The sequence below is a fragment of the Rhizomicrobium sp. genome (genome assembly GCA_037200045.1).
In the GTDB taxonomy this organism is placed as follows: domain Bacteria; phylum Pseudomonadota; class Alphaproteobacteria; order Micropepsales; family Micropepsaceae; genus Rhizomicrobium.
The window spans coordinates 14,147-39,674 of sequence record JBBCHM010000002.1 but is presented as its reverse complement, the minus strand read 5'-3'; the positions used below and the strand labels follow the sequence as shown (position 1 = coordinate 39,674).

At 64.8% G+C, this 25,528-nt stretch carries 20 protein-coding genes, 1 tRNA gene and 3 pseudogenes; 11 read left to right on the top strand and 13 right to left on the bottom strand.

Annotated features, from left to right (window positions below):
- Positions 1 to 55 precede the first annotated feature (55 nt).
- The 3 genes from pseB to WDM86_15490 all read left to right on the top strand — a co-directional run bounded on the left by pseB (position 56) and on the right by WDM86_15490 (position 3,309).
- A complete protein-coding gene (pseB, locus tag WDM86_15500) occupies positions 56 to 1,153 on the top strand; it encodes a UDP-N-acetylglucosamine 4,6-dehydratase (inverting) (GenBank protein MEI9991434.1) in 1,098 nt (365 codons plus the stop codon).
- Between the two features lie 121 nt (positions 1,154 to 1,274).
- Positions 1,275 to 2,348: a GDP-mannose 4,6-dehydratase gene (gmd, locus tag WDM86_15495; protein MEI9991433.1), complete on the top strand. Its 1,074-nt coding sequence runs from the start codon at positions 1,275 to 1,277 to the stop codon at positions 2,346 to 2,348.
- Positions 2,349 to 2,352: 4 nt separating this feature from the next.
- On the top strand, positions 2,353 to 3,309 hold the full coding sequence (locus tag WDM86_15490) for a GDP-L-fucose synthase (GenBank protein ID MEI9991432.1): 957 nt from the start codon (positions 2,353 to 2,355) through the stop codon (positions 3,307 to 3,309).
- 4 nt (positions 3,310 to 3,313) lie between these two features.
- Here WDM86_15490 and WDM86_15485 read toward each other — a convergent pair whose 3' ends face one another.
- Positions 3,314 to 4,189, bottom strand: coding sequence for an aldo/keto reductase (locus tag WDM86_15485; protein MEI9991431.1), 876 nt, complete (start codon positions 4,187 to 4,189; stop codon positions 3,314 to 3,316).
- A gap of 68 nt (positions 4,190 to 4,257) precedes the next feature.
- Here WDM86_15485 and WDM86_15480 point away from each other — a divergent pair, with 68 nt between their 5' ends.
- Positions 4,258 to 5,163, top strand: a complete 906-nt coding sequence (locus WDM86_15480) for an ABC transporter ATP-binding protein (GenBank protein MEI9991430.1) — start codon at positions 4,258 to 4,260, stop codon at positions 5,161 to 5,163.
- Positions 5,160 to 6,518: a hypothetical protein gene (locus WDM86_15475; GenBank protein MEI9991429.1), complete on the top strand. Its 1,359-nt coding sequence runs from the start codon at positions 5,160 to 5,162 to the stop codon at positions 6,516 to 6,518. Before WDM86_15480 ends, WDM86_15475 begins: the two co-directional genes overlap by 4 nt.
- On the opposite strand, the gene WDM86_15470 is transcribed toward WDM86_15475, so the two are convergent.
- Together WDM86_15470 and WDM86_15465 are read right to left on the bottom strand one after the other, a co-directional pair.
- On the bottom strand, positions 6,515 to 6,886 hold the full coding sequence (locus WDM86_15470) for a DUF6285 domain-containing protein (GenBank protein ID MEI9991428.1): 372 nt from the start codon (positions 6,884 to 6,886) through the stop codon (positions 6,515 to 6,517). The two genes, WDM86_15475 and WDM86_15470, sit on opposite strands and share 4 nt — an antisense overlap.
- A 3-nt stretch (positions 6,887 to 6,889) precedes the next feature.
- Positions 6,890 to 7,888: a phosphotransferase family protein gene (locus WDM86_15465; protein ID MEI9991427.1), complete on the bottom strand. Its 999-nt coding sequence runs from the start codon at positions 7,886 to 7,888 to the stop codon at positions 6,890 to 6,892.
- Between the two features lie 166 nt (positions 7,889 to 8,054).
- On the opposite strand from WDM86_15465, the gene WDM86_15460 reads away from it, so the two are divergent.
- On the top strand, positions 8,055 to 9,092 hold the full coding sequence (locus WDM86_15460) for a tetratricopeptide repeat protein (GenBank protein ID MEI9991426.1): 1,038 nt from the start codon (positions 8,055 to 8,057) through the stop codon (positions 9,090 to 9,092).
- A 25-nt stretch (positions 9,093 to 9,117) separates the two neighbouring features.
- On the opposite strand, the gene recG is transcribed toward WDM86_15460, so the two are convergent.
- Positions 9,118 to 11,202 (bottom strand): ATP-dependent DNA helicase RecG, encoded by a 2,085-nt coding sequence (gene recG, locus WDM86_15455; GenBank protein MEI9991425.1) that lies wholly within the window; start codon positions 11,200 to 11,202, stop codon positions 9,118 to 9,120.
- Positions 11,203 to 11,315: 113 nt separating this feature from the next.
- Here recG and WDM86_15450 point away from each other — a divergent pair, with 113 nt between their 5' ends.
- Together WDM86_15450 and mfd are read left to right on the top strand one after the other, a co-directional pair.
- On the top strand, positions 11,316 to 11,561 hold the full coding sequence (locus WDM86_15450) for a succinate dehydrogenase assembly factor 2 (protein ID MEI9991424.1): 246 nt from the start codon (positions 11,316 to 11,318) through the stop codon (positions 11,559 to 11,561).
- Complete coding sequence (gene mfd, locus WDM86_15445; protein MEI9991423.1) at positions 11,549 to 15,040, top strand: transcription-repair coupling factor; 3,492 nt, start codon at positions 11,549 to 11,551, stop codon at positions 15,038 to 15,040. Before WDM86_15450 ends, mfd begins: the two co-directional genes overlap by 13 nt.
- Positions 15,041 to 15,368: 328 nt before the next feature.
- Here the strand turns inward: mfd and WDM86_15440 are convergent, their stop codons facing one another.
- From WDM86_15440 to WDM86_15430, 3 genes are all read right to left on the bottom strand, one after another.
- Positions 15,369 to 15,698, bottom strand: coding sequence for a hypothetical protein (locus WDM86_15440; GenBank protein MEI9991422.1), 330 nt, complete (start codon positions 15,696 to 15,698; stop codon positions 15,369 to 15,371).
- A 19-nt stretch (positions 15,699 to 15,717) separates the two neighbouring features.
- A complete protein-coding gene (locus tag WDM86_15435) occupies positions 15,718 to 16,149 on the bottom strand; it encodes a hypothetical protein (protein ID MEI9991421.1) in 432 nt (143 codons plus the stop codon).
- A 160-nt stretch (positions 16,150 to 16,309) separates the two neighbouring features.
- Positions 16,310 to 16,383: transfer RNA gene (locus WDM86_15430), tRNA-Val, on the bottom strand.
- 569 nt (positions 16,384 to 16,952) lie between these two features.
- On the opposite strand from WDM86_15430, the gene WDM86_15425 reads away from it, so the two are divergent.
- The gene (locus tag WDM86_15425) at positions 16,953 to 17,357 is read left to right on the top strand and encodes a hypothetical protein (protein MEI9991420.1); all 405 of its coding nucleotides are present in this window, start codon (positions 16,953 to 16,955) and stop codon (positions 17,355 to 17,357) included.
- 154 nt (positions 17,358 to 17,511) lie between these two features.
- Here WDM86_15425 and WDM86_15420 read toward each other — a convergent pair.
- Together WDM86_15420 and WDM86_15415 are read right to left on the bottom strand one after the other, a co-directional pair.
- A pseudogene (locus tag WDM86_15420) lies at positions 17,512 to 18,345 on the bottom strand (IS5 family transposase).
- A gap of 121 nt (positions 18,346 to 18,466) precedes the next feature.
- Positions 18,467 to 19,316 (bottom strand): annotated as a pseudogene (locus WDM86_15415) (IS5 family transposase).
- Between the two features lie 162 nt (positions 19,317 to 19,478).
- Between WDM86_15415 and WDM86_15410 the strand changes: the two are divergent.
- Positions 19,479 to 20,324: pseudogene (locus tag WDM86_15410) on the top strand (IS5 family transposase).
- Positions 20,325 to 20,523: 199 nt separating this feature from the next.
- Here the strand turns inward: WDM86_15410 and WDM86_15405 are convergent.
- From WDM86_15405 to WDM86_15390, 4 genes are all read right to left on the bottom strand, one after another.
- Entirely contained in the window at positions 20,524 to 20,997 is a 474-nt protein-coding gene (locus WDM86_15405) for a hypothetical protein (GenBank protein ID MEI9991419.1), read from the bottom strand.
- Positions 20,998 to 21,417: 420 nt separating this feature from the next.
- Positions 21,418 to 22,416, bottom strand: a complete 999-nt coding sequence (locus WDM86_15400) for a 2-oxoglutarate and iron-dependent oxygenase domain-containing protein (protein MEI9991418.1) — start codon at positions 22,414 to 22,416, stop codon at positions 21,418 to 21,420.
- 241 nt (positions 22,417 to 22,657) lie between these two features.
- Positions 22,658 to 23,266 carry an isoprenylcysteine carboxylmethyltransferase family protein gene (locus tag WDM86_15395; protein MEI9991417.1) on the bottom strand — a complete coding sequence of 203 codons (609 nt, stop codon included), beginning with the start codon at positions 23,264 to 23,266 and terminating at the stop codon, positions 22,658 to 22,660.
- Positions 23,267 to 23,275: 9 nt separating this feature from the next.
- Positions 23,276 to 25,225 carry an NAD(P)/FAD-dependent oxidoreductase gene (locus WDM86_15390; protein ID MEI9991416.1) on the bottom strand — a complete coding sequence of 650 codons (1,950 nt, stop codon included), beginning with the start codon at positions 25,223 to 25,225 and terminating at the stop codon, positions 23,276 to 23,278.
- A gap of 152 nt (positions 25,226 to 25,377) precedes the next feature.
- Here WDM86_15390 and cydP point away from each other — a divergent pair, with 152 nt between their 5' ends.
- Positions 25,378 to 25,527, top strand: a complete 150-nt coding sequence (gene cydP, locus WDM86_15385; protein MEI9991415.1) for a cytochrome oxidase putative small subunit CydP — start codon at positions 25,378 to 25,380, stop codon at positions 25,525 to 25,527.
- Position 25,528: the final 1 nt, after the last annotated feature.

The following is a 25,528-nucleotide window of genomic DNA, read 5'->3' as shown; positions in this document are numbered from 1 at the left end:
CCACTTGTTAAGCACGTTTGGGGAGACTGCAAAGGTCGAAAAGGACCCCGAGCCCATGAGCAAACCTGCCGTCGCCTTCGCGCGCACGCAGTTCGCATCCGAGCCGCCCCCCGCCGCGCCGCCACCGCTGTTTCGCGACTTCAGCCAGCCCTGGCTCGATCTGAACGACAAGTCCGTGCTGGTTACGGGCGGCACCGGCTCCTTCGGCAAGCACTTCTTGAAGACCGTCGTGGCGCGCTACAAGCCCCGGCGCGTGATCATCTATTCGCGCGACGAACTCAAGCAGTCCGACATGCAGCTCGAGTTCCCGATGTCGCAATATCCTTTCATCCGGTATTTCATCGGCGATGTCCGCGACCGCGACCGCCTCGACCTTGCCTTCCGGGATGTCGACTACATCGTCCATGCCGCCGCGCTGAAGCAGGTGCCGGCCGCCGAGTACAACCCGTTCGAGTGCATCCGGACCAACGTGTTCGGCGCCGAAAACATCGTCTACGCCTCCCTGCGCCGGAACGTGAAGAAGGTCATCGCGCTGTCCACCGACAAGGCGGCGAACCCGGTGAACCTCTACGGCGCCTCCAAGCTCGCCTCCGACAAGATCTTCGTCGCCGCGAACAACCTCGCCGGCGCGGATGGGACGAAATTTTCCGTCGTGCGCTATGGCAACGTCTTCGGCTCCAGGGGCTCGGTCGTGCCGTTCTTCCGCAAGCTGATCGCGGACGGCGCCGACAGCCTGCCGATCACCGATCCCAGGATGACCCGGTTCTGGATCACGCTCGGCCAGGGCGTGAATTTCGTGCTCTCCAGCATGGAGATGATGCGGGGCGGCGAGATCTACGTGCCGAAGATCGCCTCCACCACGATCACCGATCTTGCCAGGCTGATCAGCCCCAAGCACGCGCAGAAGATCGTCGGCATCCGACCCGGCGAGAAGCTGCACGAGACGATGATCCCGGCGGACGATTCGCACTGGACCGTCGATCACAACGACCGCTATGTCATCCTCGCGAGCTTCGCCACCGCGGCTCGCGAAGCCTATCTGGCGCGCGGCGCGGTGCCCGTTCCGGAAGGGTTTTCCTACTCCAGCGACACCAATCCCGAGGCGCTCGACGTGCGCGGGCTGCAAGCGCTTCTGCAGATGGCCTATGACTGAGCGCCAGGCGCGCCGGCCGGGGCGCTTTGGCGCTTGTCGAAAATCCGTTTACTGTCTATTGCACATTCAAGCTGCGGCGTTCACCACGATTTAGCGGCGCGGGATGTGTTGGGGCATGATCTTGGCCGAGAACAAAAAAACCGCTCTTGTCACGGGTATTACCGGCCAGGACGGTGCCTATCTGACGGAACTCCTGCTCCAGAAGGGCTACGAGGTTCACGGCGTCAAGCGACGCTCCTCGTCGTTCAATACGGGGCGCATCGACCGGTTCTACCAGGACCCCCATGAGGCCCATCCGAGGCTGCATCTCCACTACGGCGACATGACGGATTCGACGAACCTCATCCGCATCGTGCAGGAGACCAAGCCCGACGAGATCTACAATCTGGCGGCGCAATCGCATGTGCATGTGAGCTTTGAGACGGCGGAATACACGGCAAACGCCGACGCGATCGGAACGCTTCGCCTTCTGGAGGCCATTCGACTTCTCGAACTGTCCAAGACGACGCGGTTCTACCAGGCCTCGACATCGGAGCTGTACGGCAAGGTACAGGAAGTGCCGCAGCGCGAAACGACCCCTTTTTATCCGCGTTCGCCTTATGGCGCCGCGAAGCTTTACGCCTATTGGGTTACGGTGAACTATCGAGAAGCCTATGGCATGCATGCCTCGAACGGCATCCTGTTCAACCATGAAAGCCCGCTTCGGGGAGAGACTTTCGTCACGCGGAAAATCACCCGCGCGGTCGCCGCGATCGAGCACGGTCTGCAGGAATGCCTCTACCTCGGCAATCTGGATTCGTTGCGCGATTGGGGACATGCGCGCGACTACGTCAAGGGCATGTGGCTGATGCTGCAGCAGCCCGAACCCGACGATTTTGTATTGGCGACGGGCGAGATGCATTCGGTCCGGGAGTTCGTCGAGGCATCATTCGCCCATGTCGGCCGCAAGATCGCGTGGTCCGGCGCCGGGGCGGAAGAAGTCGGCGTGGATGCCAAGACGGGAACGGTCGTCGTGCGGGTCGACCCGCACTATTTTCGGCCGACGGAGGTCGACCAGCTCCTCGGCGATCCGCGCAAGGCACATCAGAAATTGGGCTGGCGGCACGAAACGACATTCTCGCAGCTCGTTTCTGAAATGATGAAGGCCGATCTCGATGCGGTCGCCCGCGAAGACCGCAACAACCGGCGCGATTGAGCCGATGTCAGCCGCATCCGAATCGAAGCCGTTTTCGCTCGCTGGAAAGCGCGTCTGGGTTGCCGGCCATCGCGGAATGGTGGGTTCGGCGATCGTTCGCCGGCTCGCAAGCGAGAATTGTATCGTGCAGACGGTCGCGAGATCCGAGCTCGATCTGCTCGACCAGCACGCGGTCGCGGCCTGGCTGCGCCAAAATCGCCCGCATGCCGTCTTTCTCGCGGCTGCCAGGGTCGGCGGCATTCTTGCCAACGATTCCTATCCCGCGGAATTCCTGCACCAGAATTTGGTGATCGAGACGAATATCATCGAGGCGGCCCGCCTGGCGGGCGTGGAAAAGCTCCTGTTTCTCGGCTCGAGCTGCATCTATCCCAAATTGGCCGAGCAGCCGATCCGCGAGGACCGGCTCCTGACCGGGCCGCTGGAGCCGACAAACGAATGGTATGCGATCGCCAAGATCGCCGGGCTCAAGCTGGCGGAAGCCTATCGTCGCCAATATGGCTGCGATTTCATTTCCGCGATGCCGACCAATCTCTACGGGCCGTTCGACAATTTCGATTTGCAGTCCAGTCATGTCCTGCCCGCGCTGCTGCGCAAGGCGCATGAGGCCAAGAATTCCGGTGCGCCAGAGCTGTTGATTTGGGGCACCGGTACGCCGCGGCGCGAATTCCTTCATGTCGACGACTGCGCCGACGCCTTGGTCCATCTGATGAAGGTTTATTCCGGCGCGCAGCACGTCAATGTCGGCACCGGCGAGGACATCGCCATCGCCGACCTGGCGAGGCTCGTGGCAAAGACCGTTGGTTTCACGGGCTCGATCGTGCACGACACGAGCAAGCCCGACGGTACGCCGAGAAAGCTTCTCGACGTGTCCAAGCTCAATGCGCTCGGCTGGACGCCCCGCATCGACCTGAGCGACGGGATCAGGAATACGTATCGCTGGTTCTTGGAGAACCGCGGCTAGCCGCTCACCAGCGCGACGGCGTGAGCACGATCTCGTCGTCGAGCGCGCAGGCGCTCCAATCGAGTTCGGGTGCGGGATGCGCCGCCGCGTCGAGAATCTCTTCGAATTCCGCCGGCGCGGTCACGCCGACCAGCGCGACATCGATCTCGGGCCGGCTCAAAGCGAAGGCGAGGGCGGCGGCCAGCGGGGTCGATCCGGCCACGGCGATCCGCGCGCGCAAGGCGCCCAGATGCGGCGCCGCCGGGCGAAGCTTCGGCGGCAGCTTGTCCTCCGAGAGGAACAGCAGGCCCTGCAGGAAGATCGACCGGGCGTGGATCTCGACGCCGAGATCCTTGATGGCGCCGAGCGCGCCGCTTCGGATCAGGCGCTGGTCCAGCAGGCTTGCCGGTATCTGCATCGCGTCGGGCCGGAAGCGCCGCGCCAGCGCGACGGGATCGTCCGCGACATAGGCCGAGATTCCGATGCCGCCGAACAGGCCTTCCTCGCGCAGGTTCAGCAAGGCGTGCCACAGCGTCTTGCCCTCCGCGCCCACCAGATCCTGTGCCGCGTGGACCAGCAGCAGATCGACCGGCTTGCGCCCCAAGGTTTCGGCCGATTGCCGCGCCCGCGCCACGACGGCGGCGAGCCCGTTCTTAAGGGCGATGGTCTTGGTCACGATGCGAAACGAAGCAGTAAGACCGCTGTTCGCGCCCAGCACGGCTTCCGCCTCGCCATAGCCGGCCGCGGTGTCGAGCGTGCGCAGGCCCGCCGAGGCCGCCCGGCGCAGGATCGCGCCGACGCCGTCGGCCGGCACGCGGCCCGTTGCGTTCGATATTCCATAGGCCTGACCGAACTGCACCGTGCCCAGTCCCAGCCTTGCGAAGATGCCGCCGCGAGTCATGCCGCTATTCCGTCATAGTGCCGCCCGATATGATAGGTCTTGTTCCGCCCTGGGAAACGCGCTCGTCCATGATCGAAGTCGAGGACCTCGTCTACGAATACCCGAACGCGCGGGCCTTGAAGGGCGTGTCGCTGAAGGTCGCCGACCGCACGATCACCGCTCTGGTCGGCCCCAACGGGGCGGGCAAGACGACGCTTCTGCGCTGCCTGGCGGCGCTCGAATACCCCTATTCCGGGCGGGTCCTGGTGAACGGCCTGGATACGACCCAGGCGCCGCGCGACATCCATGCCGGCATGGGCTATCTGCCCGACTTCTATGGCCTCTACAACGATCTCACGGCGCGCCAGTGCCTGATCTACGCGGCGCGTTCGCACGGCATCGCCTCGGCGCTCACTGCCGCGGCGGTCGAGAAGGCGGCCGGCCGCGTCGGGCTGCTGGACCGGCTCGAATCGCGGGCCGGCGAATTGTCGCGTGGCCTGCGCCAGCGCCTCGCCATCGGCCAAGCCATCGTGCACGAGCCCAAGGTGCTCCTGCTGGACGAGCCGGCCGCCGGGCTCGACCCGCAGGCACGGCGCGATCTCTCCGCGCTGCTGATCGCGCTGCGCGACACCGGCATGACGCTGGTCGTCTCCTCGCACATCCTCGCCGAGCTCGAGGATTACTGCTCGGAGATGGTCATCATCGAGAACGGCAGAATCGCCGGCGGCAAGGCGATCAAGGTGCGCGACGACGCGCGCCCGCGCTACATGATCGAGCTCGCCACGGCGCGTAGCGACCTCAAGGACTTCCTCGCGGGCAAGGGCGCCGACGTGGTCGAGGCCGACCAGAACCACGCGCTGATCGCGTTTACGCGCAATGCCGGGGCGCGCGCCAAGTTGCTGCGCGATCTGATCGGCGCCGGCTTCGACGTCGCGAGCTTTTCGGAATCGAGCAAGGCGCTGGAAGACGCCTATTTCGCGCAGGTGGGCCGGTGAATCCCGAATTCGAACGCAATGTCTGGCTGGAACTGACGCCGCGCCGCGTGCTCCTGATGATCGGGCTGCTGGCGCTGATCTTCTTCGCCACCGCGCTGGTCGGCGACAATTGGACTCCCTCGGAGGCCGCGTCCTGGCTCTATTATCTGATCGTGGTGGTATGGGGCTCGCGCAGCGCCGCGCTGAGTGTGGTCGGTGAGATCCGCGACCGCACCTGGGACGGCCAGCGGCTTTCCTCGCTCGGCGCCGGCACCATGACTTGGGGCAAGCTGTTCGGCTCCACGATCTACAACTGGCTGGGCGGCGCAATCTGCCTGGCGCTCATCCTCGTCAATGTCGTGACGCATCTGGGGCCGGTGACGGCCGTGCTGGAGCTCGCCTATTACCTGGCCATCGGCGTCATCGCCCAGGCCGCGGCGCTGCTCGCGAGCCTCGTGGCGGTCGGCCGCGGCCAGAACCATTCGCGCTTCGAGATCTTCGTCTATCAGATGGTCGGCCTCGTCGCCGCCGCCGTAGTCTATTGGGTGTGGAGCATGGCCGATCCGGTCGCCGCGCTGCTGACGCACAAGCCGGCGGTCGATTTCATCCTGTGGTGGGGCATCAGCCTCGACGCGCGGGCTTTCCTGCTTGCCTCGGTCGCGATCTTCGCGGGCTGGACGCTGATCGGCTGCTATCGCGAGATGCGGCTCGAGCTCAAGATGCGCAACGGCCCGCTGGTGTGGCTGGCCTTCCTGGCTTTCATGGGCGTCTATGTCGCCGGCTTCGACGCCTGGCTGTCGGCCGATCTGGCGAACTGGGACGCGGTGGCGCTGCGCCTTTTGCTCGCCGCGTCGGCGTTCGGTGTCCTGACCTATGTGATGGTGCTGCTGGAGCCGAAGGACCGCGTGCACTACCGCTGGATGGCGGGGCAGTTCGCCCAGGGCCACATCGCCAATGCGCTGTCCGGTCTCCAGGCCTGGATGATGAGCTATGGCGCGGGCTTTGCCGTCGCCGCGGCGCTGGCGCTCTGGCTGCTGCGCGATCCGTCGGCGGCCGCGACCGGCCAGCCGCTGGTGCTCGCGACGGTCGGTTTTGCGACCCGCGACGTCGCGCTGTTCGTGCTGATGCAGACGCTCCCCGGCAAGCGGCGCGGCGATTTCGGAGCGCTCGCGATCCTGTTCGCGCTCTATGTGCTGACGCCGGCGATCCTGACCGGCCTGCACGCCAATGGCCTGCTGTTTCTCTTCTATCCGCAGGTCCAGGCGCCCGACTGGATCGGTGCTGCCGCTGCCTGGATCGAGGGCCTCGTCGTCGCCGGCCTGGCGATCGGCCGCCTCGCCCTGCCCGAGCGTGAAGCCAAGGCCGTGCCGGCCTAATCGGCGAGGAAGCGCTTCAATCCGCTATAGTTCGGCTGGTCGATCGCGACCTTGTCGCGGGTCGTCAACGCCAGATGGTCGGCGAGGCCGGGCGTTTCGAGACCGATATGTCCCTGCCGGATCTGCCGGCACAGTTCGCGGTTCAGCTCTGTCAGCGCGCCGTCATGGCCAAGCAGTTTCGCGAGTCTCGCGCGTTCGGCGTCCGCGGATTTGGAGCCCTGCTCCAGCTCGCGCGCCACGATACCGAGCGCGTTCGCCGCCACGCGCGCGTGAAAGGCGGTGTGGCCCTTCAGTTCCGGCATGGCGTGCTGTTCGAGGAAGTCGCGCACCGCGCCGACCAGTTCGAGCATCGAAGGCTGATCCATCATGGCTCAGAGCTTTCCCCGGATGATGAGGTTCACCAGATCGATCTCGTTCTCCGAGGCGCGCCGGCCGATCGCGGCGCGCTCGACGGAGTGGTCGCGCACGAAGCCCTGATACATGCTCATGCACATGATTCCCCATTTGAGCGAGCCGTAGACGATCCAGGTGCGGGCCTCCTCCTCCGAGACGCGTCCGCCGCCCGCCGCCGCGTAGCCCATGAGAAGATCGGCGAGGTCGCCGAAGCCGCCCACCACCTTGTCCTGCACGCCGAAGCGCCAGGAATTGGTGCAGATCCAGCCGATATCCTCCAGCGGATCGCCGATATGGACCAGCTCCCAGTCGAGCGCGGCCTCCACGCCCCTGGGCGAGATGAGCAGATTGCCGTGCCGGAAATCGCCGTGCACCAGCGCCTGCCGCCGCGCGCCCGCCATCCGCGGCTCCAGCCATTTGAACGCCATCTCGAACACCGGATGGGGATAGTCGTAGAGATCGTAGGTGTCGCGGTAGCGGCGAAGCTGCGTCGGGCCGTCCGCGACCGGCAGCACCGCGCGCAGCGCGGGCGTCAGTTCGACGGCATGGATGCGCGCCAGGATCTCGCCGCATTGCCGCGCGAGGTCGGGGCGGACGGCATCGAATTCCTTGTCGCGCAAAATCTTGCGCGCGATGGTCTCGCCGGGGAGCCGATCCATCACATAGCCCTCGCCGAGGCCGTCGGCCTTGTTGAGCACATAGCGCACGCGCGGCGCGGCGACGCCGGCGGCCCGCGAAGCCTCGATCGCGATGGCCTCGGTCCGCAGCGGCACCGAGGCCGATGTCTCGCTCGCGCGGGGCGCGCCGCCCGGTGTGCGGCGCAGGATCAATGGGATCGCCACGCCGTTGCAATCGGCGTCCAGCGCCCAGGTCTCCTGGCTGGCGCCGCCGGAGAGCCGTGTCAGGCCGGTCAGCCGGATGAAGCCCGGAAGAACCGGACGCAGCGCCGCTTCGAGCGCGGATCCAAGATCGTTCATGAGACGAATCATACAGCCTGACGTTCGGTAATCCGCAATGGGCGATCCGCGTCCGATGACGGCGGGTTGGCCTTCGGCCTCGGTTTGAAATACAGGTTCTAGGCTGGGTACGCAGACGGATGCCCTGCGGTGTCGTCGGAGAAAAGGTCCGGTGCCGGGAATTCGCATGAAGTCAATCCTGCTGGGCACGATCCTGCTTTGCGCGGCGGCCGTGCCGTTGACCGGGTCCGACGCCGCTTCTCCGACGGTCGATGAAGTCTCCGTCGCATTGCACGCCGGCGACGCGTCCGGTGCGCTCGCCCTGGCGACCCAGGCTTTGGCCGGTACGAGCTTGGCGCCGTACGATCGCGCGCGCCTTCTCATCGAGCGAGGCCTCGCCCATGATACGCTGGGCGAGCGGGACGACGCCCTTGTGGACTTTACCGAGGCTCTCAACAGCCATGCCTTGACCTCGCCGGAAGTAGCGCTCGGCCTGTACTATCGCGGTGCCGTGCTCGACGAGCTGTCGCGGACGGAGGATGCGATCGGCGATTACTCGGCCGCCATCAGGATCGAGCCGGACCTGTCCGGTGCCCTCAACAACCGCGGCAATGTCTATCGCAGATCGGGGCGGCTTGCCGAAGCGCGCCGGGACTACGAAGCTTCCATCGCGGCGGGCAATCCGCATCGCGAATACCCCGATTTCGGACTGGGCCAGATCGCCGAAGCTTCCGGCGACGCCGAGGCCGCGCGGGCCTACTATCAGGCTGCGCTGATCGCCGATCCGGCGTTCGACCCGGCGAAGGAGCGGCTCGCCGCGCTTGGCGCGGCCGCCGACGGCAGTGACGCACCGATCGTGCTTCGTCGGCCGGCGGAGGGCGTCATCCACCTGAAGCCGCCGGGGCGGCACCGCGAACCGGCGATCCCGGCGCCGGCGACCGAGGTGCCCGTTTTGCGCTCGGCACTGAACGACGGCGCGGTGAACGGCGCCGCCGTCGTCCAACTCGGCGCCTGGCGCAGCCAGGGCGAAGCCGCCATCGCCTGGAGCAGGATCGCGCGCGTTGCCACCACCGAATTGGTCGGGCTTACGCCGCAGGTGATCTCCGTCGATCTGCCGGGCAAGGGGCGCTACTACCGTCTGCGGACCAATCCGGCCAAGGGGGCTTTGGCGTTGTGCGCGGTGCTGAGAGCAAAGGGGCTGGCGTGCATCGTCGTAAGGGATTGACCGGCGCAGCCCGTCCGGCAGCCGCCTAGCCGGCGCGCAGATAGCGCACCGCTTCGTCCCGTCCAAAGAGGTAGAGCAGCGTGCGCAGCCGCTGGCCGCGTTCGCTTTGCAGGTCCGGATCGCGAGTCAACATGAGCTGGGCATCGTCGCGCGCCGTCGCCAGCAGGTCGGCATGGACGGTGAGATCGGCGAGGCGAAATTCCGGCATGCCGCTCTGGCGCGTGCCGAGCAGTTCACCGGCGCCGCGCAGGCGCAAATCCTCTTCCGCGATGACGAAGCCGTCGTCGGTGTCGCGCATGGTCTTCAGCCGCGCCTTGGCGGTTTCGCCGAGCGGGCCGTGATAGATCAAGAGGCAGCTCGATCGGCCCGAGCCGCGCCCGACGCGGCCGCGCAATTGATGAAGCTGGGCCAGGCCGAAGCGCTCGGCATGTTCCACCACCATGATGGTCGCCTCCGGCACGTCGACGCCGACCTCGATGACGGTGGTGGCAACGAGAATCGAGAGTTCGCCCGCCTTGAACTTCGCCATCTCGGCGTCGCGCTCGGCGCCTTTCATGCGGCCGTGCACCAGGCCGACCGAGGGGCCGAGCACGCGCTTGAGCATCGCGGCGCGTTCCTCGGCGGCGGCGAGGTCGATCTTCTCGGATTCTTCCACCAGCGGGCACACCCAATAGGCGCGGGCGCCGCTGGCGGTTGCCTTGCGCAGATGCTCGACGACCTCGTCGAGGCGCTCGTCCGAGATCGTGCGGGTCTCGACCGGCTTGCGGCCCGGCGGCCGTCCGGTGAGGCGCGAGACATCCATGTCGCCATAGGCCGTCAGCGCCAGCGTGCGCGGGATCGGCGTCGCGGTCATCACCAATACGTCGGCGGGCCGGCCGCCCTTGCCCTGCAGCGCCATGCGCTGGTGCACGCCGAAACGGTGCTGCTCGTCGATCACGGCAAGGCCGAGATCGGCGAAGGCGACGTCGTCGGAGAACAGCGCATGCGTGCCGACCAGGATGTCGATCTCGCCGGCGGCCAGCGCCGCCAGCGTCGCCTCGCGGCCCGCGCGCTCGCGCCCGGTCAGGAGCGCCAGGCGCACGCCCGTCGCCTGCGCCAGCGGGGCGAGCGATGCCATGTGCTGGCGCGCGAGGATCTCGGTCGGCGCCATCAGCGCGCCCTGGGCGCCCGCCTCCACGGCGTTCAGCAGCGCCAGGAACGCGACGATGGTTTTTCCGGCGCCGACATCGCCTTGCAGCAGCCGCAGCATGCGCGTCGGGGCGGCGATGTCGGCCTCGATTTCGGCAAGGGCGGCGAGTTGCGGCTCGGTCAGCGCGAAGGGCAGGGCGGCGATGGCTTTCGCCTTCAATCGCCCATCGCCGTGCAGCGCGCGGCCCTTCTTGGTCTGGCGCATCTGGCGGCGGATCAGGAGCAGGGCAAGCTGGTTCGCCAGAAGCTCGTCATAGGCCAGGCGCATCCGCGCCGGCGTTTCGGGATTGAGATCGGCCTCGTTCGCGGGCGCGTGCGCGGCGAGCAGGCTTTCGTGGAACGGCTTCCAGCCGCGTGTTTTCAAAAAAGCCGGATCGTCCCATTCGGGCAGGTTCGGCACCTTGTCGAGCGCGCCGCGGATCGCCTTGGCGAGCGGCTTGTTCGTCAGCCCCTCGGTCAGCGCATAGACCGGCTCGTGCAGCGGCAGACTGGCTTCGTCCTCCGGCGCCACGATGTGGTCGGGATGGTTGATCTGCAGCGTGTCGCGAAAGCGCTCGATCTTGCCGCTCACGATGCGCCGCGCGCCGACCGGGAGCATGCGCAACAGATAATCCGCCTGGCCGTGGAAGAAGGCGAGTTCCAGCATCGAGGTCTCGTCGGAACAGGTGACGCGATAGGGCTGGCGCCGGTTCGGCGGCGGATGGTGGCTGAGCACGTTCACCGCCACGGTCGCGATCCGCCCGATCTCGGCGCGCGCGAGCTTGGGGCGATAGGAGCGGTCGATCAGCCCGACCGGCAGGTCGAAGGCGAGGTCGGCCAGCCGCGGCCCCACCAGCTTGGAGATCGCCTTCTCCAGCTTGGGGCCCACGCCGGACAGCGTGCGGATTTCGGCGAAAAGCGGGAACAGAATCGCGGGGCGCATCGGCTGGGAACAATATGGCCGCAGGGCGTTGTGCTCAACGCAACGCGTGCTATATCCGGCCCATGACGAGCGATGAAAACGGTGGGTCTTTCGGGGCCCGCCGCAAAAGGCTTTTGTTCCGGGCCCAGCGGCGCGGCTTCAAGGAGGTCGACCTGATTTTCGGCGCCTTCGCGGCCGAGGAATTGGCCGGGCTCGACGATGCCGAACTCGACCAGTTCGAGGCGCTGCTGAGCGCGCCCGACCAGGAGGTCTATGCCTGGCTGCGCGGCCATGCCGAGCCACCGGCGCAATACGACACACCCCTGTTCGCGCGGCTGAAGGCCGTGTGCGGCCGCAAAGACCCGAAATGGAACGTGTAGATTACATCGCCAAACAGCCGGGCCGCTTCGCGGTCACCGGCGCGCCATCGGGCTACGACGCCTGGCTGGGCGTCGAGGCGGCGCGGCGCACCGAAGGCCTCGTGGTGTTCGTCGCGTCCGACGATGTCCACGCCGCCGCAGTGATGGAAGCCGCGCGGTTCTTCGCGCCGGGGCTTGCCGTTCTGTCCTTCCCGGCCTGGGATTGCCTTCCCTATGACCGCGTTTCGCCCAAGCCGGATATCGAGAGCACGCGGCTGGCGACGCTGGCGGCGCTGGCGCGCGACGACGGCCCCCGCGTCGCGCTGGTCGTGACGACGGTCAATGCGGTGACGCAGCGCGTGCCGCCGAAGGATTGGGTCGCCCGGGCGAGCTTCTTCGCCCGCGCCGGCCATGCGGTCGACCGCGAGCGCATGGTCGCGTTTCTCGCCGGCAACGGTTACGTGCGCGCCTCGACGGTGCGCGAGCCGGGCGACTTCGCCTTGCGCGGCGGCATCGTCGATCTGTGGCCGCCGGGGATCGCGCAGCCGCTGCGGCTCGATTTTTTCGGCGAGGAGTTGGAGGCGATCCGCCGCTTCGATGCCGAGACCCAGCTCTCCAACGACAAGATCGACGCGATCGAGCTGTTGCCGGCCAGCGAGGTGCCGCTCGGCAAGGACGAGATCAGCCGCTTCCGCGCCGGCTATGTCGCCGCCTTCGGTCCCGCGAACACCGACGACGTTCTCTACGAAAGCGTCAGCGCCGGGCGCAAGCATCCGGGCATGGAGCACTGGCTGCCGCTGTTCTACGAGCGGCTCGACACCTTCTTCGATTTCGTGCCGCGCGCGCTCATCCTGCTCGGCCACGAGACCGAGGAGACCAAGAACGCCCGCCTCGAACTGGTGAAGGACTATTTCGAGACCCGCGAGCAGTTCCGCCGGGCCGCGCGTGGCGAAGAGAAGACGGCGATCCAGGCGCCGCCCTACAAGCCGCTGAAGCCGCAAACGCTCTATCTGACCGACAAGGAATGGGCCGACGCGCTGGCGCGGCACAAGGTGCGCGACCTGTCGCCGTTCCAGGCGCCCGAGTCGAACAAATCCGTCGATGCCGGCGGCAAGCAGGGCCGCGACTTCCAGCCCGAGCGCGCGACGGGCAAGACCAATGTGTTCGAGGCGGCGGTGGCGCATATCGATGCGCTGCAGGCGGCGAAGAAACGCGTCGTCGTCGCCTCGTGGAGCGCCGGATCGTCCGAGCGCATGGGCGGCGTGCTGTCGGATCACGGCCTGGCGGCGATCCGCTCGGTCGCCAACTGGACCGACGCGCAGAAGCTGCACGACGCGGCGGTTGGCATCGCGGTGCTGGGGCTGGAGCGCGGCTTCGAGGCGCCGGACTTCGCCGTCGTCTCCGAGCAGGACATCCTCGGCGACCGCATGGTGCGGGCGCAGACCCGCGCGCGGCGGGCGCAGAACTTCCTCACCGAGGCGTCGGCGCTGGCACCGGGCGATCTGGTCACGCATATCGAACATGGCGTCGGCCGTTATCTCGGGCTCAAGACCATCGACGCGCTGGGCGCGCCGCACGATTGCCTCGAACTGCAATATGACGGCGGCAAGCTGTTCCTGCCCGTCGAGAACATTGAACTCCTGACGCGCTACGGCGCCGATGACAGCGGGGCGCAGCTCGACCGGCTGGGCGGCGCCGGCTGGCAGCTCCGCAAGGCGCGCGCCAAGGAACGGGTGCGCGAGATCGCCGCCGAGCTGATCCGCATCGCCGCGGCGCGCGAATTGAAATCGCTGCCCTCGGTCGATCCGCCGTCCGGCCTTTATGACGAGTTTTGCGCCCGCTTCCCCTGGCAGGAGACCGACGACCAGGAGAAGGCCATCGCCGACACGATGGAGGATTTCGCGCGAGGCCGCCCGATGGACCGGCTGGTCTGCGGCGATGTCGGCTTCGGCAAGACCGAGGTCGCGCTGCGCGCCGCCTTCGTGATCGCGATGAGCGGCCAGCAGGTCGCCGTGGTGGTGCCGACCACGCTCCTGGCGCGGCAGCATTTCCGCAATTTCTTCGAGCGGTTCCAGGGCTTTCCGGTCACGGTGCGCCAGCTTTCGCGGTTCGTGGACGCCAAGGAAGCCAAGCAGACCCGTGCCGAACTGGCGGACGGCAAGGTCGATATCGTGGTCGGCACCCATGCGCTGCTCGCCAAATCGATCAGCTTCAAGAATCTCGGCCTCGTGATCGTCGACGAGGAGCAGCATTTCGGCGTCACGCATAAGGAACAGCTCAAATCGCTCAAGGCCGACGTGCATGTGCTCACCCTGACCGCGACGCCGATCCCGCGCACGCTCCAGCTTGCGCTCAGCGGCGTGCGGGACCTGTCGCTGATCACCACGCCGCCGATCGACCGCCTGGCGGTGCGTACCTTCGTCACGCCGTTCGATCCGCTGGTGGTGCGCGAGGCGCTGCTGCGCGAGCATTATCGCGGCGGCCAGAGCTTCTATGTCGCGCCGCGCATCGCCGATCTGCGCGAGGCGGAGGAATTCCTCAAGGCCACCGTGCCCGAGGTGAAGGTCGCGGTCGGCCATGGCCAGATGTCGGCCTCGGTGCTGGAGGAAGTGATGACCGCGTTCTACGAGCGCAAGGTCGATGTGCTGATCTCCACCAACATCGTCGAGAGCGGTCTCGACATCCCGACCGCCAACACCATGATCGTGCACCGCGCCGACATGTTCGGCCTGTCGCAGCTCTATCAGCTGCGCGGGCGCATCGGCCGCGCCAAGCAGCGCGCCTATGCGTATCTGACGACGCCGGCCGACCGGAAGCTGACCGACACGGCGGCGCGGCGGCTCGAAGTGCTGCAATCGCTCGACCAGCTCGGCGCCGGGTTCTCGGTCGCGAGCCACGACATGGACATTCGCGGCGCCGGCAATCTCTTGGGCGAGGAACAGTCGGGCCATGTGCGCGAGGTCGGCATCGAGCTCTATCAGGAGATGCTGGAAGACGCGGTGTCGCAGATGCGGCTGGGCGAAGGCGCCGCCGAGATCGCCGACCAGTGGTCGCCGACCATCAATATCGGCGCCGCCGTGCTCATTCCCGAATCCTATGTCGCCGACCTCAATGTCCGCATGGCGCTGTACCGCCGGCTCGCGACCATCGAGAGCCGCGAGGACATCGACCGCTTCGCCGCCGAGCTGATCGACCGCTTCGGCCCCTTGCCCGACGAGGTGAAGCATTTGTTCGACATCGTGGCGATCAAGCAGCTCTGCCGCATCGCGCTGGTCGAGAAGATCGACGCCGGGCCGAAGGGCGGCACCATCGCGTTCCGCGGCAGCCAGTTCCCCAACCCGCTGGGGCTGGTGAAGCTGATCAGCCAGCACGCCGGCACGATGCGCGTCAGGCCCGACCAGAAGATCGTCGTGACCCGCGACTGGCCGTCGCCGGAGAGCCGGCTGAACGGGGTGAAGAACTTGATGAACCAACTCGCCAAGCTCGCCGTGGCGGCGTGATTCGAACGCAAAACGCGGTTCGAATGGCAATTTGCGGCCGCACGTGTCTGCTAAGACTTTGGCGCGACGATATTCTCCGCGCGGGCGCGGCATGGATAGCTGCTCCATTCGGGTCTTCCATCGGTTCGGTGCGAATATTTTTTGCGGCGCCCATGCGTCCGTCTCACGCCGACGCAAAAGCAAAGGAAGCGGCGCCTCTTTCGAGGGCCGCTTCGGCCTGCCTACATCTGTGGGGATTTAACGGAAATGGTGCTTGGACCGACTCGGTTCAAGGGGGGGGTGCTGGCCGGTTTCGGGGTCAAGTGGCCTAGTTTCATTTTCCAGTGGCTCATTTTGAATTGCCGCCATCGATTACGGTGAAGCGCCCAACCTTGCGGCCCGCAGGCATTGGCGAAGGGTCCGGTGTGTTAACTGTGGGCGGAATAGGTGCGGCCTTCAAGGCCACGTCAACGAGTTCCGTAATCGTCCAGACATGATCGGTCACGCCAAGCTGCATCGCGGGCGTGACGCGCAAGGCTTCATGCACGCGGCACAGATTGTAATGCGCGACATACAGGGCGACGGCAGCACAGTGGTTCAGGTAGTTCTTGCTAAAGCCGTTTGTCAGGCGCGTGAAGCGGCGCTGCTGCATCCGCAACGTCAGGTTCTGGCGTTCCACAAACGACGTGCTGATATGCTCAGGAGCGCCCTGTGCCGCATGATACTTTACCGTCGTTACCCGACCCGGCGAATAGCGGCGCGCGGCTTCGGGGGAGCCGTTTACTGCGTAGTGCTTTTCGACCACGCCATGCGCAACGTTCTCGCCAAAGGCATGGCGGATACACCACGGATGCGTTGAAGCCGTCCGTTGAAATCTCAGGCGAACCGATCACGCGGGCGCGGAGGTCGTCGGCAAAGTCCTGCGTATTGATCGCGGTGCGCTTGCCGGTGCGATAGGTGATGATTGCCTTCGCGGAGTCGGCCAGTGCGATGAATGTGTACTGATCCCCGACCATGTCGCTGTCATCGTGCGTCACAAGGCGCTGCTTCTTGCCGACGAAGGCCCAAATCTCGTCTAACTCGATCCGGTTGACGTGCAGGCCCCGCATCATGGCGCTGTGGAGCTTCAAGCAGCCCTCTCCCGACGCGGACGCCAAGGGACAGGATGGTTCCGCGATTGACGCCCGTAAGGCGTTCCGTGGCCCGGACGCTGACGCCCTCCACCAGGGCGCAGATCGCGGCCACCTGTTTCTCGCGGACAAAATGTTCATTACACAAATCCCTCAAAACTGGCTCCCCGGCTGGGTGTCGATCCCAAGTCTTCCGGCTGTAAGTCGTCTGTCCTACCGTTAGACGACCGGGGAGTTCTCTCGTTTTCGTGACCTAACGAATATGGGAGGTTTGAGAGGGGTTGTCAAGCGCGATCTAACGAATATAATAGGTCACGAATTTGATAGGATGGCACAATGGCTTACGCAAAGACTGAGGAAGAGTGGGGCCAACGGGCCGCTGTCCACCTCAAGGCAGAGATGAAGAAGGCGGAGGTGACCTATGCCGAATGGTCAAACGCCTGAAAAAGCACGGATTCCGCGAGACTGAGGCTTCCCTGACCATGAAGCTCAAGCGGGCGGCCTTTTCGGCCTCGTTTTACTTGGCCTCTCTAGCGGCCTTGGAATTGTCAGGCGTAAGCTTGGAGGATGTTTAGGGACGAAGGGGCGAATGTCAGGAGCGATGAAGGCGGCGATGTCGGGGGAGAACGCGGCAATGAGTATCCCGATGACGAGCGGCGGTATGCTGAGCAAGAGATAGCGTGGTCGGAGTCTGGCCGCTCCGACGGAACCAGCAATCGCGCTGGCGATAGCCATGACTGTGCCAAGAGCCAAAGCGCGATTGGATAGACTACCTCACGGTCATCGCGCTCATTGCAACCTTCGTGGCTGCATCGATTGCTGCTGTTGAAGCTGACAGGCTGGCCCGTGACACCGAAAGAGCTTGGGGTGACGCTAGACTCGCCGCTCAGACCGCGCACAACGACAATGTGGCCGCGTTGGACAATACTGCTAATGCCATCGGACAGGCTCAGGCTGCTGCCAATCTCGCGCACTCTGACAACACTGCCGCCCTCCAAGCGGCCAATGATGCAAACACCGGCAGTGGAGAGGCTGCAAGAGTCCAAGAGCGCCTTACTGCCATAAGCAACGATATAACAAGCAGGCTTTTACCGCCGTTCAGCGTGCATTTGTCGTTGTGGACACCTTGGGAACATCTGATGTATTCCACAAAACGCCCGCCGGTCCGGCATTTTATGGAGAGTTTTTCTTTCCATTATCCAAAATAGCGGCAACACGCCTGCGCTTATCATCAAGGCAGTTCTTTTGACCCCAAGGACACGCCCTGAGGTGATCGGGGTTGCAGCGGCAGAGCAGGCCGCATTTATTGGCGCGCCACCTGACCCATCTAAAATGCTAAGAGCCGATCCACGAAGTTTGGATTCATGTTGAGGGATTTGGCTTTGTGAGGCGCCGGAGCATGATGCGGACCATGGCGAGACGGATGAAGGCCGCGACGGTGTTTGCATAGCGTTCGAAGTCGCGGCAAAGGCGTCGATTGCGGCTGATCCAGGCGAAGGTTCTCTCGACCACCCATCGTTTGGGCAAGACAACGAAGCCCTTTGCGATGTCGGATCGTTTGACGATCTCGATCTTCCACGTGCCGGTTCTTGCGGCAGCGGCGCGAACGCGTGGCCCCCGATAACCGCCATCGGCGTAGATGCGCTCGATGAAGGGAAACAGCGCCCGCGTCCGTTTGGTCGAGCACCAGCGCCGCGCCGTCGCGGTCCTGGATGCCGGCGGAATGAACGGCAACGCTCAGCAACAGACCGAGCGTGTCGACAAGGATGTGGCGCTTGCGGCCCGTAACCTTCTTGCCCGCATCGAAGCCCTGCGGATCGAGGCTTTTGCCCCTTTTTGAGCCGCCTTGGCGCTCTGGCTGTCGATGATGGCCGCGGTCGGGCTGGCCTCGCGGCCTTCCTTCTCGCGCACCGCCACATAGAGCGCATGGTGGATGCGCTCCAGCGTGCCGTCCCAATCCCACAGCATGAAATAGAAATGCGCCGTGCTCTTCGGCGGCAGGTCTTTGGGCAGCGCCTTCCACTGGCAACCGTCGAGAGCACATAGAAGATCGCGTTCAGAACTTCACGAACATCGATCTCGCGCCGACGGCCCGCCGCGCTTGGCGGGCGGAATCAGCGGCGCGATCAACGCCCACTCCGCATCCGTCAAATCGTTGGGATACCGCAATCCAACCAGCGCCGCCGCCCGGCCGATGCTCCGGCTTCCACATCTGGTGCCTCCTTCCGAATCAGGCACCGTCACAGAATCACAACCGATTCCCTCGATTCAATAACTTCCTGGATTGGCTCTTAGAGCCGATCCACGAAGTTTGGATTCATGTTGAGGGATTTGGCTTTGTGAGGCGCCGGAGCATGATGCGGACCATGGCGAGACGGATGAAGGCCGCGACGGTGTTTGCATAGCGTTCGAAGTCGCGGCAAAGGCGTCGATTGCGGCTGATCCAGGCGAAGGTTCTCTCGACCACCCATCGTTTGGGCAAGACAACGAAGCCCCTTTGCGATGTCGGATCGTTTGACGATCTCGATCTTCCACGTGCCGGTTCTTGCGGCAGCGGCGCGAACGCGTGGCCCCCGATAACCGCCATCGGCGTAGATGCGCTCGATGAAGGGAAACAGCGCCCGCGTCCGTTTGTCGAGCACCAGCGCCGCGCCGTCGCGGTCCTGGATGCCGGCGGAATGAACGGCAACGCTCAGCAACAGACCGAGCGTGTCGACAAGGATGTGGCGCTTGCGGCCCGTAACCTTCTTGCCCGCATCGAAGCCCTGCGGATCGAGGCTTTTGCCCCTTTTTGAGCCGCCTTGGCGCTCTGGCTGTCGATGATGGCCGCGGTCGGGCTGGCCTCGCGGCCTTCCTTCTCGCGCACCGCCACATAGAGCGCATGGTGGATGCGCTCCAGCGTGCCGTCCCCAATCCCACAGCATGAAATAGAAATGCGCCGTGCTCTTCGGCGGCAGGTCTTTGGGCAGCGCCTTCCACTGGCAACCGGTCGAGAGCACATAGAAGATCGCGTTCAGAACTTCACGAACATCGATCTCGCGCCGACGGCCGCCGCGCTTGGCGGGCGGAATCAGCGGCGCGATCAACGCCCACTCCGCATCCGTCAAATCGTTGGGATACCGCAATCCAACCAGCGCCGCCGCCCGGCGATGCTCCGGCTTCCACATCTGGTGCCTCCTTCCGAATCAGGCACCGTCACAGAATCACAACCGATTCCCTCGATTCAATAACTTCCTGGATTGGCTCTTAGAGCCGATCCGGAAAGAAGTTGAGTCGGGTGAATCGGTTGTGATTCCGTTGTGGGTGCTGATTCGCAACAGGAGCACCCGATGTGGAAGCCGGAGCACCGGCTGTCGGCGAGACGCAATGGTCTTCGCTATTCCAGCGACATGACGGATGAGGAATGGTCACTTGCGGCGCCGTTGATACCCCCGGCCAAGCGCGGCGGGCGCAAGCGCACGACGGATGTGCGTGAAGTCTTGAACGCCATTTTCTATGTGCTTTGGACGGGCTGCCAATGGCAGGCGCTGCCGAAGGATTTTCCGCCCAAGAGCACGGTTCACGACTATCTCGAACTGTGGAACTGGGACGGGACGTTGGAGCGCATCCATCACGCGCTCTATGTGGCAGTGCGCGAGAGCCAAGCGCCGCGAGGCCAGCCCCCACCGCCGCCATCATCGACAGCCAGAGCGCCAAGGGAGCGCTCAAAGGGGGGGCTCTGCTCGATCCTTCAGGCTACGACGCGGGCAAGAAGGTCAAGGGCCGCAAGAGGCACATCCTCGTCGATACGCTCGGCCTGTTGCTGAGCGTCGCCGTCCACAGCGCCGACATCCAGGATCGCGACGGCGCAGCGCTGGTCCTCGACAAGCGGACGCGGCGATCGTTTCCCTTCATCGAACGTATCTTCGCCGACGGCGGTTACAACGCCAAAAAGACCGCCGATGCCGTCGCCGCCACCGGAACCTGGGTCATCGAGATCGTCAAGCGCAGCGATGCCCACCGCTTCGTGGTCATGCCAAAACGCTGGATCGTCGAACGCACCCTGGCCTGGGATCAGCCGCAACCGACGCCTGGCGCGCGACTTCGAGCGCTACGCCACAACCGTCGCGGCCTTCATCCGCCTCGCCATGATCCGCATCATGCTCAGGCGACTTGCCGCAAATCCCTCAAAATGATTCAGTTCTTTCCGGATCGGCTCTTAGCACCACAAATCCGACCGCAAGCTACATCTACAACGCAGTTATCGGTCCCAAAGGCATTGTGCAGCCTCAAGAGGGTTTGGTTCCGAAACCATCGCGGTAAATGACGCATTCACCATGGTGCCCAACTCTTTTGGACCATTCTTTTTCGGTGCAATTGAGTATCGAGACATTTTCAAGCGACAACCACTTGGAGATGTACTGCTTCCGAACCAACAACATGATGGTGAACGGTGGAACGGGCACTCATATTCAGCCCGAGCGATGCTCCCACTGGAATTGTGCTGACGAGCAATGCAGCGCCGATAGACAGGCTTATGAAATAGAAGTGAGTGCACTCAAGCCAAAAGAACGACCAGAGCCGATACCACCACTTCCTCCACCACCGCCAGTGAAGACGTTCATCGTCTTCTTCGACTTCGACAAGTCGAATCTCACTGATGCGTCGCGGTCCGTCGTTGCCGAGGCCGTGCGAACTGCAAAGGCAAATCGATTCACAAGGGTCAGGGTGATTGGACACACCGACACTGTTGGAACCGATATTGACGACCAGCGCCTTTCCCTGAGTCGGGCACAGATTGTTAGAGATGAAATGGTGCGAGACGGTGTCATTAGGCGCCGCATTCGGGCCGAAGGAAGAAGCTTCCATGAGCCCCTGGTGCCAACACCTCCAAATGTTCGTGAACCACAGAACAATCGCGTCATTATAGACTTTAGTTCGACTCCTTAATAACGCGGCGACCGCCGCCCACGCGCGCACGGCGCTTACTCCAATCTCACCTCGCTATTCATGTGGGGGTCGCTCCGATGCAAGGAGTGGCCGGATTTGAAATCCAAGTGGCCGAAATCGGCCAGTACCCGCCCCTTGAACCGAGTCGGTCCACGCACCAAATCTCTCAAATCCCGACAATTCCGCTCAGACTGTCATGGCCCGCGAATGCGGGCCACCCAGGTGACATCTACTCGATCTTTCGCGTTGATGTTCGAGCGGGATTTCGTCCGTCGCGCCGGACTTCAACTGGATGGCCCGCAGTCGCGGGCCATGACATCGAAGGGTCTGAGGGCGCCGCTACGACGCAATCACGTCCTTCTTCAAGTCCGGAAACACCTTGCCGACCTTGCCGAGAAGATATTCGCCATAGGTCCCGGTGAATGCGTGCACGCTTTCCTTGTCCCAGCGCGTCTCGCGGTCGTCGTTCGCCACCGCGTGCGCCGGCAGCTTCACGATCTCGGCGTCGAACGACGGATCGAAGAAGAACGGGAAGGACAGCCTGCCGCGCGCGCTGGCATTCTTCGCGCGATGCGGCGTCGAGCGGTAAAGCCCGCCGGTCAACCGGTCGAGCATGTCGCCGATATTGCACACCAGCGTGCCGGGGATCGGCGGCGCCTCGATCCAGCCCTCGGGCGCGCGCACCTGAAGCCCGCCGCAATCGTCCTGCGCCAGGAGCGTGAGCAGGCCGTAATCGGTGTGCTCGCCGACGCCCCATTGCAGCGAGCCGGGATCGTCCGGCGGATAGTGGAAGATGCGGAACAGGATCGTCGGATCGGAGGTGTAGGTGTCGCGGAAATATTGCGCGTCGAGGCCCAGGCTGAGCGCGATGCCTTCCAGGATCGCATGCGCCGCCCGCGTATTGGCATCGAGATAATCGAGCACCGCGTCGCGCAATCCGGCCGGCCGCGCCGGAAACTGGTTGGCACCGTGCATCGGCGTGCCGGCGCGCACGCGGCTGTCGTGCTCCGGAAGCTCGCTGCCGAAATAGAGGCCTTCCTTGCGGTCGGGCTTGTCCGAGGTCAGTTCGCCGCCGACCGGAAAGAACCCGCGCCAGGCCTTGCCGCCGCGCGCCATGCCGATCCGGTGTTTCTCCTCTTCCGGCAGCGCGAAGAATTCGCGCGCCAGCCGGTCGAGCCGCGCCGGATCGACGCCGTGCCCGGTCGCGTAGAAGAAGCCGTTGTCCCGGCACGCCCGTCCGATCGCCTCGGCGACGGCGGCGCGCGCGGCGGTGTCGGCGCCGAACAGCGGCGAAACGTCGATGACGGGAAGTGTCTGGAGCATAACGTAACGTATCACCTCCCCCTTGTGGGAGGTCGAAAAATCGCAACGCGATTTTTCGGGCGGGTTGCGCCCAATAAAGAGCGGCCCAGTGTCCTGAACCGGAAGTTCGCTGCATTCAAAATACAGGTGTCATGGCCCGCGAATGCGGGCCACCCAGTTGAAATCTGCACCGCCGCCGCAGATTTCAACTGGGTCCGCCGCATTCGCGGCGGATGACACCGAGTTGAGCGAACTTCTGACTCGGGACGCTAGACCCTCACCAGATCAGCGGGATGACGGCCCAGGTCCGCCGCCGATGGGCTTCGAATTCCGCGCCGAAGCGCTCGCGCAGCGCGGCTTCCTCGACATGGATGCGCCAGGCATAGGCGATGACCGCCGAGAGCGGCGCGATCAGGGTCGAAACCCAGTTGCCCGTCGCGAGGCCAAGGCCGGTGAAGAGCAGGATGCCGCCGCTATAGGCGGGATGGCGCAGCAGGCGATAGGGCCCGCGCCGCACCAGGCGCTGGCCGTCCAGAAGCTGCACCGAGGTCCGGAAGAACGCGCCCAGGGTCAGCACCGCCCAGATGTAAAGCAGGAGCCCGATCCAGATCAGCGCGATCGCGGTCGCGAACACCGGCTCCGGCGGCAGATCGATACGCGCGGACGGCAGCAGGGAGGGCGCCGCGAAGATGCCGGAATATCCGATCAGCGAGACGGCATAGACGACGGCCTTGCTGCCGCGGTCGCGCATGGCGCCGCGCGGCGCGTTCCGTTCGCGGCTCTGCACCCAGCCGGTCGTGGCGAAAAACGCGACGAAGGTCGCCCAGTAGATCGCGCTCCACAAGGGGCGCTCGGCGAAGAGATAGTCCGGAACGACGGCGTGCATGCCGGCCCCCTATTGCGCCGCGACCCGCGCATCCGGCGCGCCGGACAGATCGTAGTCGTCGGGGTTCGGGGCGCGCGTTGCGCTCCAATAATCGACCAGCGGCCACGGCCAGTTCTGCGACACGCGGCCCTTCTTGTTCTTGTACCAGCTCGTGACCTGCGGCACGCCCCAGGCCATCTGCCGGTTCATCGCGTCGACCTTTTCATTGAAGTCGTCGTGCACGCCCTGTTTCACCTCGATGGCGCTGGCGTTCGAGCGCAGGAGCAGTTCGAGCAGGCCCTGGATGTAGCGCATCTCGCATTCGGAGAAGAAGATGATCGAGCCGTTGACCACGATATTGGTGTTGGGGCCGTACATGATGAAGAGGTTCGGGAAGTTCGGCACCGTCACGCCGAGATAGGCCCGCGCGTCGCCGGCCCATTGCGCGTGCAGATCGACGCCGCCCTTGCCGGTGAACCGCATCGGTTCGAGGAACTCGCTGGCGGTGAAGCCGGTGCCGTAGATGATGACGTCGACGGGAAATTCGCGCCCGTCCTTGGTCTCGATGCCGGTCGGCGTGATCCGCGCGATGCCGTCGGTGACGGTTTCGACGTTCGGCCGCTTCAGCGCCGCGAGCCACACGCCGTTGTCGCGCACGCTGCGCTTGCCGCCCGGCGGATAGTTCGGCGTCGCCGCGTCCTGCAGGTCCGGCCGGCCTTCGAGCTGGCTCCTGGTGTATTGCGTCAGCATCTCGCGCAGCATGTCGTTCATCGCGCCGACGGAATCGGCCCGCGCGGTCCAGGCCGGATCGGCCTTGACGAAGTCATAGATGCCGTCGGTCAGCATCCACCACAGCCAGAAGCGATACCATTTGGCATAGAAGGGAACGTGCTTGAGCAGCCACTTTTTCCCGTCATCGACCTTGTCGTGATAGTTCGGCGTCGGGCCGAGCCAGGGCGCGTTGCGCTGAAAGACGGTGAGCCGCGCCACCTTGGGCGCGATCTCCGGCACGAACTGGAACGCCGAGGCGCCGGTGCCGATCACCGCGACCCGCTTGTCCTTGAGATTTACCGAATGATTCCAGGTCGCTGAATGGAAAGATTGGCCTTCGAACCGCTCAATGCCTTCGATTGCCGGCAGGTGCGGCCGCGAAAGCTGCCCCACCGCCGTGATCACCGCGTTGGAGACCAGTGTCTCCTCCGTGCCGTCCGCGCCGCGCACCCGCGTGTTCCACACGGCATGCGCTTCGTCATAGGCCGACCCGATCACTTCGGTGTTGAACCGGATCCGCGGCCGCAACCCGTATTTGTCGGCGACGCCCTGGAAATACTTCCACAGCAGCGGCTGGGTCGAGAAATGATACGGCCAGTCATGGTTCGGCTCGAAGGAATAGGAATAGAGATGGTTGGGATTGTCGACGCGGCAGCCGGGATAGGAATTGACCATCCAGGTCCCGCCGACATCGCCGTTCTTCTCGACCACGGTGTAGGCGATACCGGCCTGCTGCAGGCGGATGGCGGCGAGCAGCCCGGACATCCCGGCGCCGATGATCAGCACCTTGAAGTCGCGCTTGGCGCTGGCCGGCAGTTGTTCCAGGCCATGGACCGCTTTCAGGTCCTCGCCTTCCAGCGCCAGCTCCTCGCGCAGGAACGGGATATAGCGTTCGGGAATCTCCGCGCCGGCGACGAAATTCATCAGCTTGCGCACCGTGTCGGACGAAGGCTGCGGCGCCGGCTTCGCCCCGTCGCGCAAGGCCTTCAGCGCCTCCAGCGCCCGCGCCTTGGTGGCGGCGCGCTGCTCCGGCGTCAGGCCGCCCTGGCCGTCGCCGAAGAAATCGTAGGCCGGCTTGATCGCGCCGGTGACCAGGCCCTCGTCGCCGGTGATGTGCACCAGGGCCGCGATCAGGCTGGGCAGATGCGCCTGTTCGAGCGCGGTCTTGAGGACGTCGTCGCTTTCGGTGATCGGTGCGGTGTCCGACATGGCGTTCTCCCGGTATTTTCCGCGAGCTTAGGACCGATGCCGACGGTTTGAAAACAGCCTGCCGTGGCAAGATTGCCGAGCCGGCTCCCGACTTAGGGATTGTGTCTGACGCCGCAAGGTAGACAATGCCGCGCGGATTCGGGGGGTACCCCATGGTGCGCCGCGTGCTGAGACGGGAGATCGTTGCCGTTCTGCTCGGCAAGCTCGTTCTGCTGACCGCCTTGTTCCTGTTGTTCTTCAGCCATCCGACCGCGAACGACGCGCCGCAGGTTTCGGCGCGCGTCCTGGGAACGGTGAGGTAAG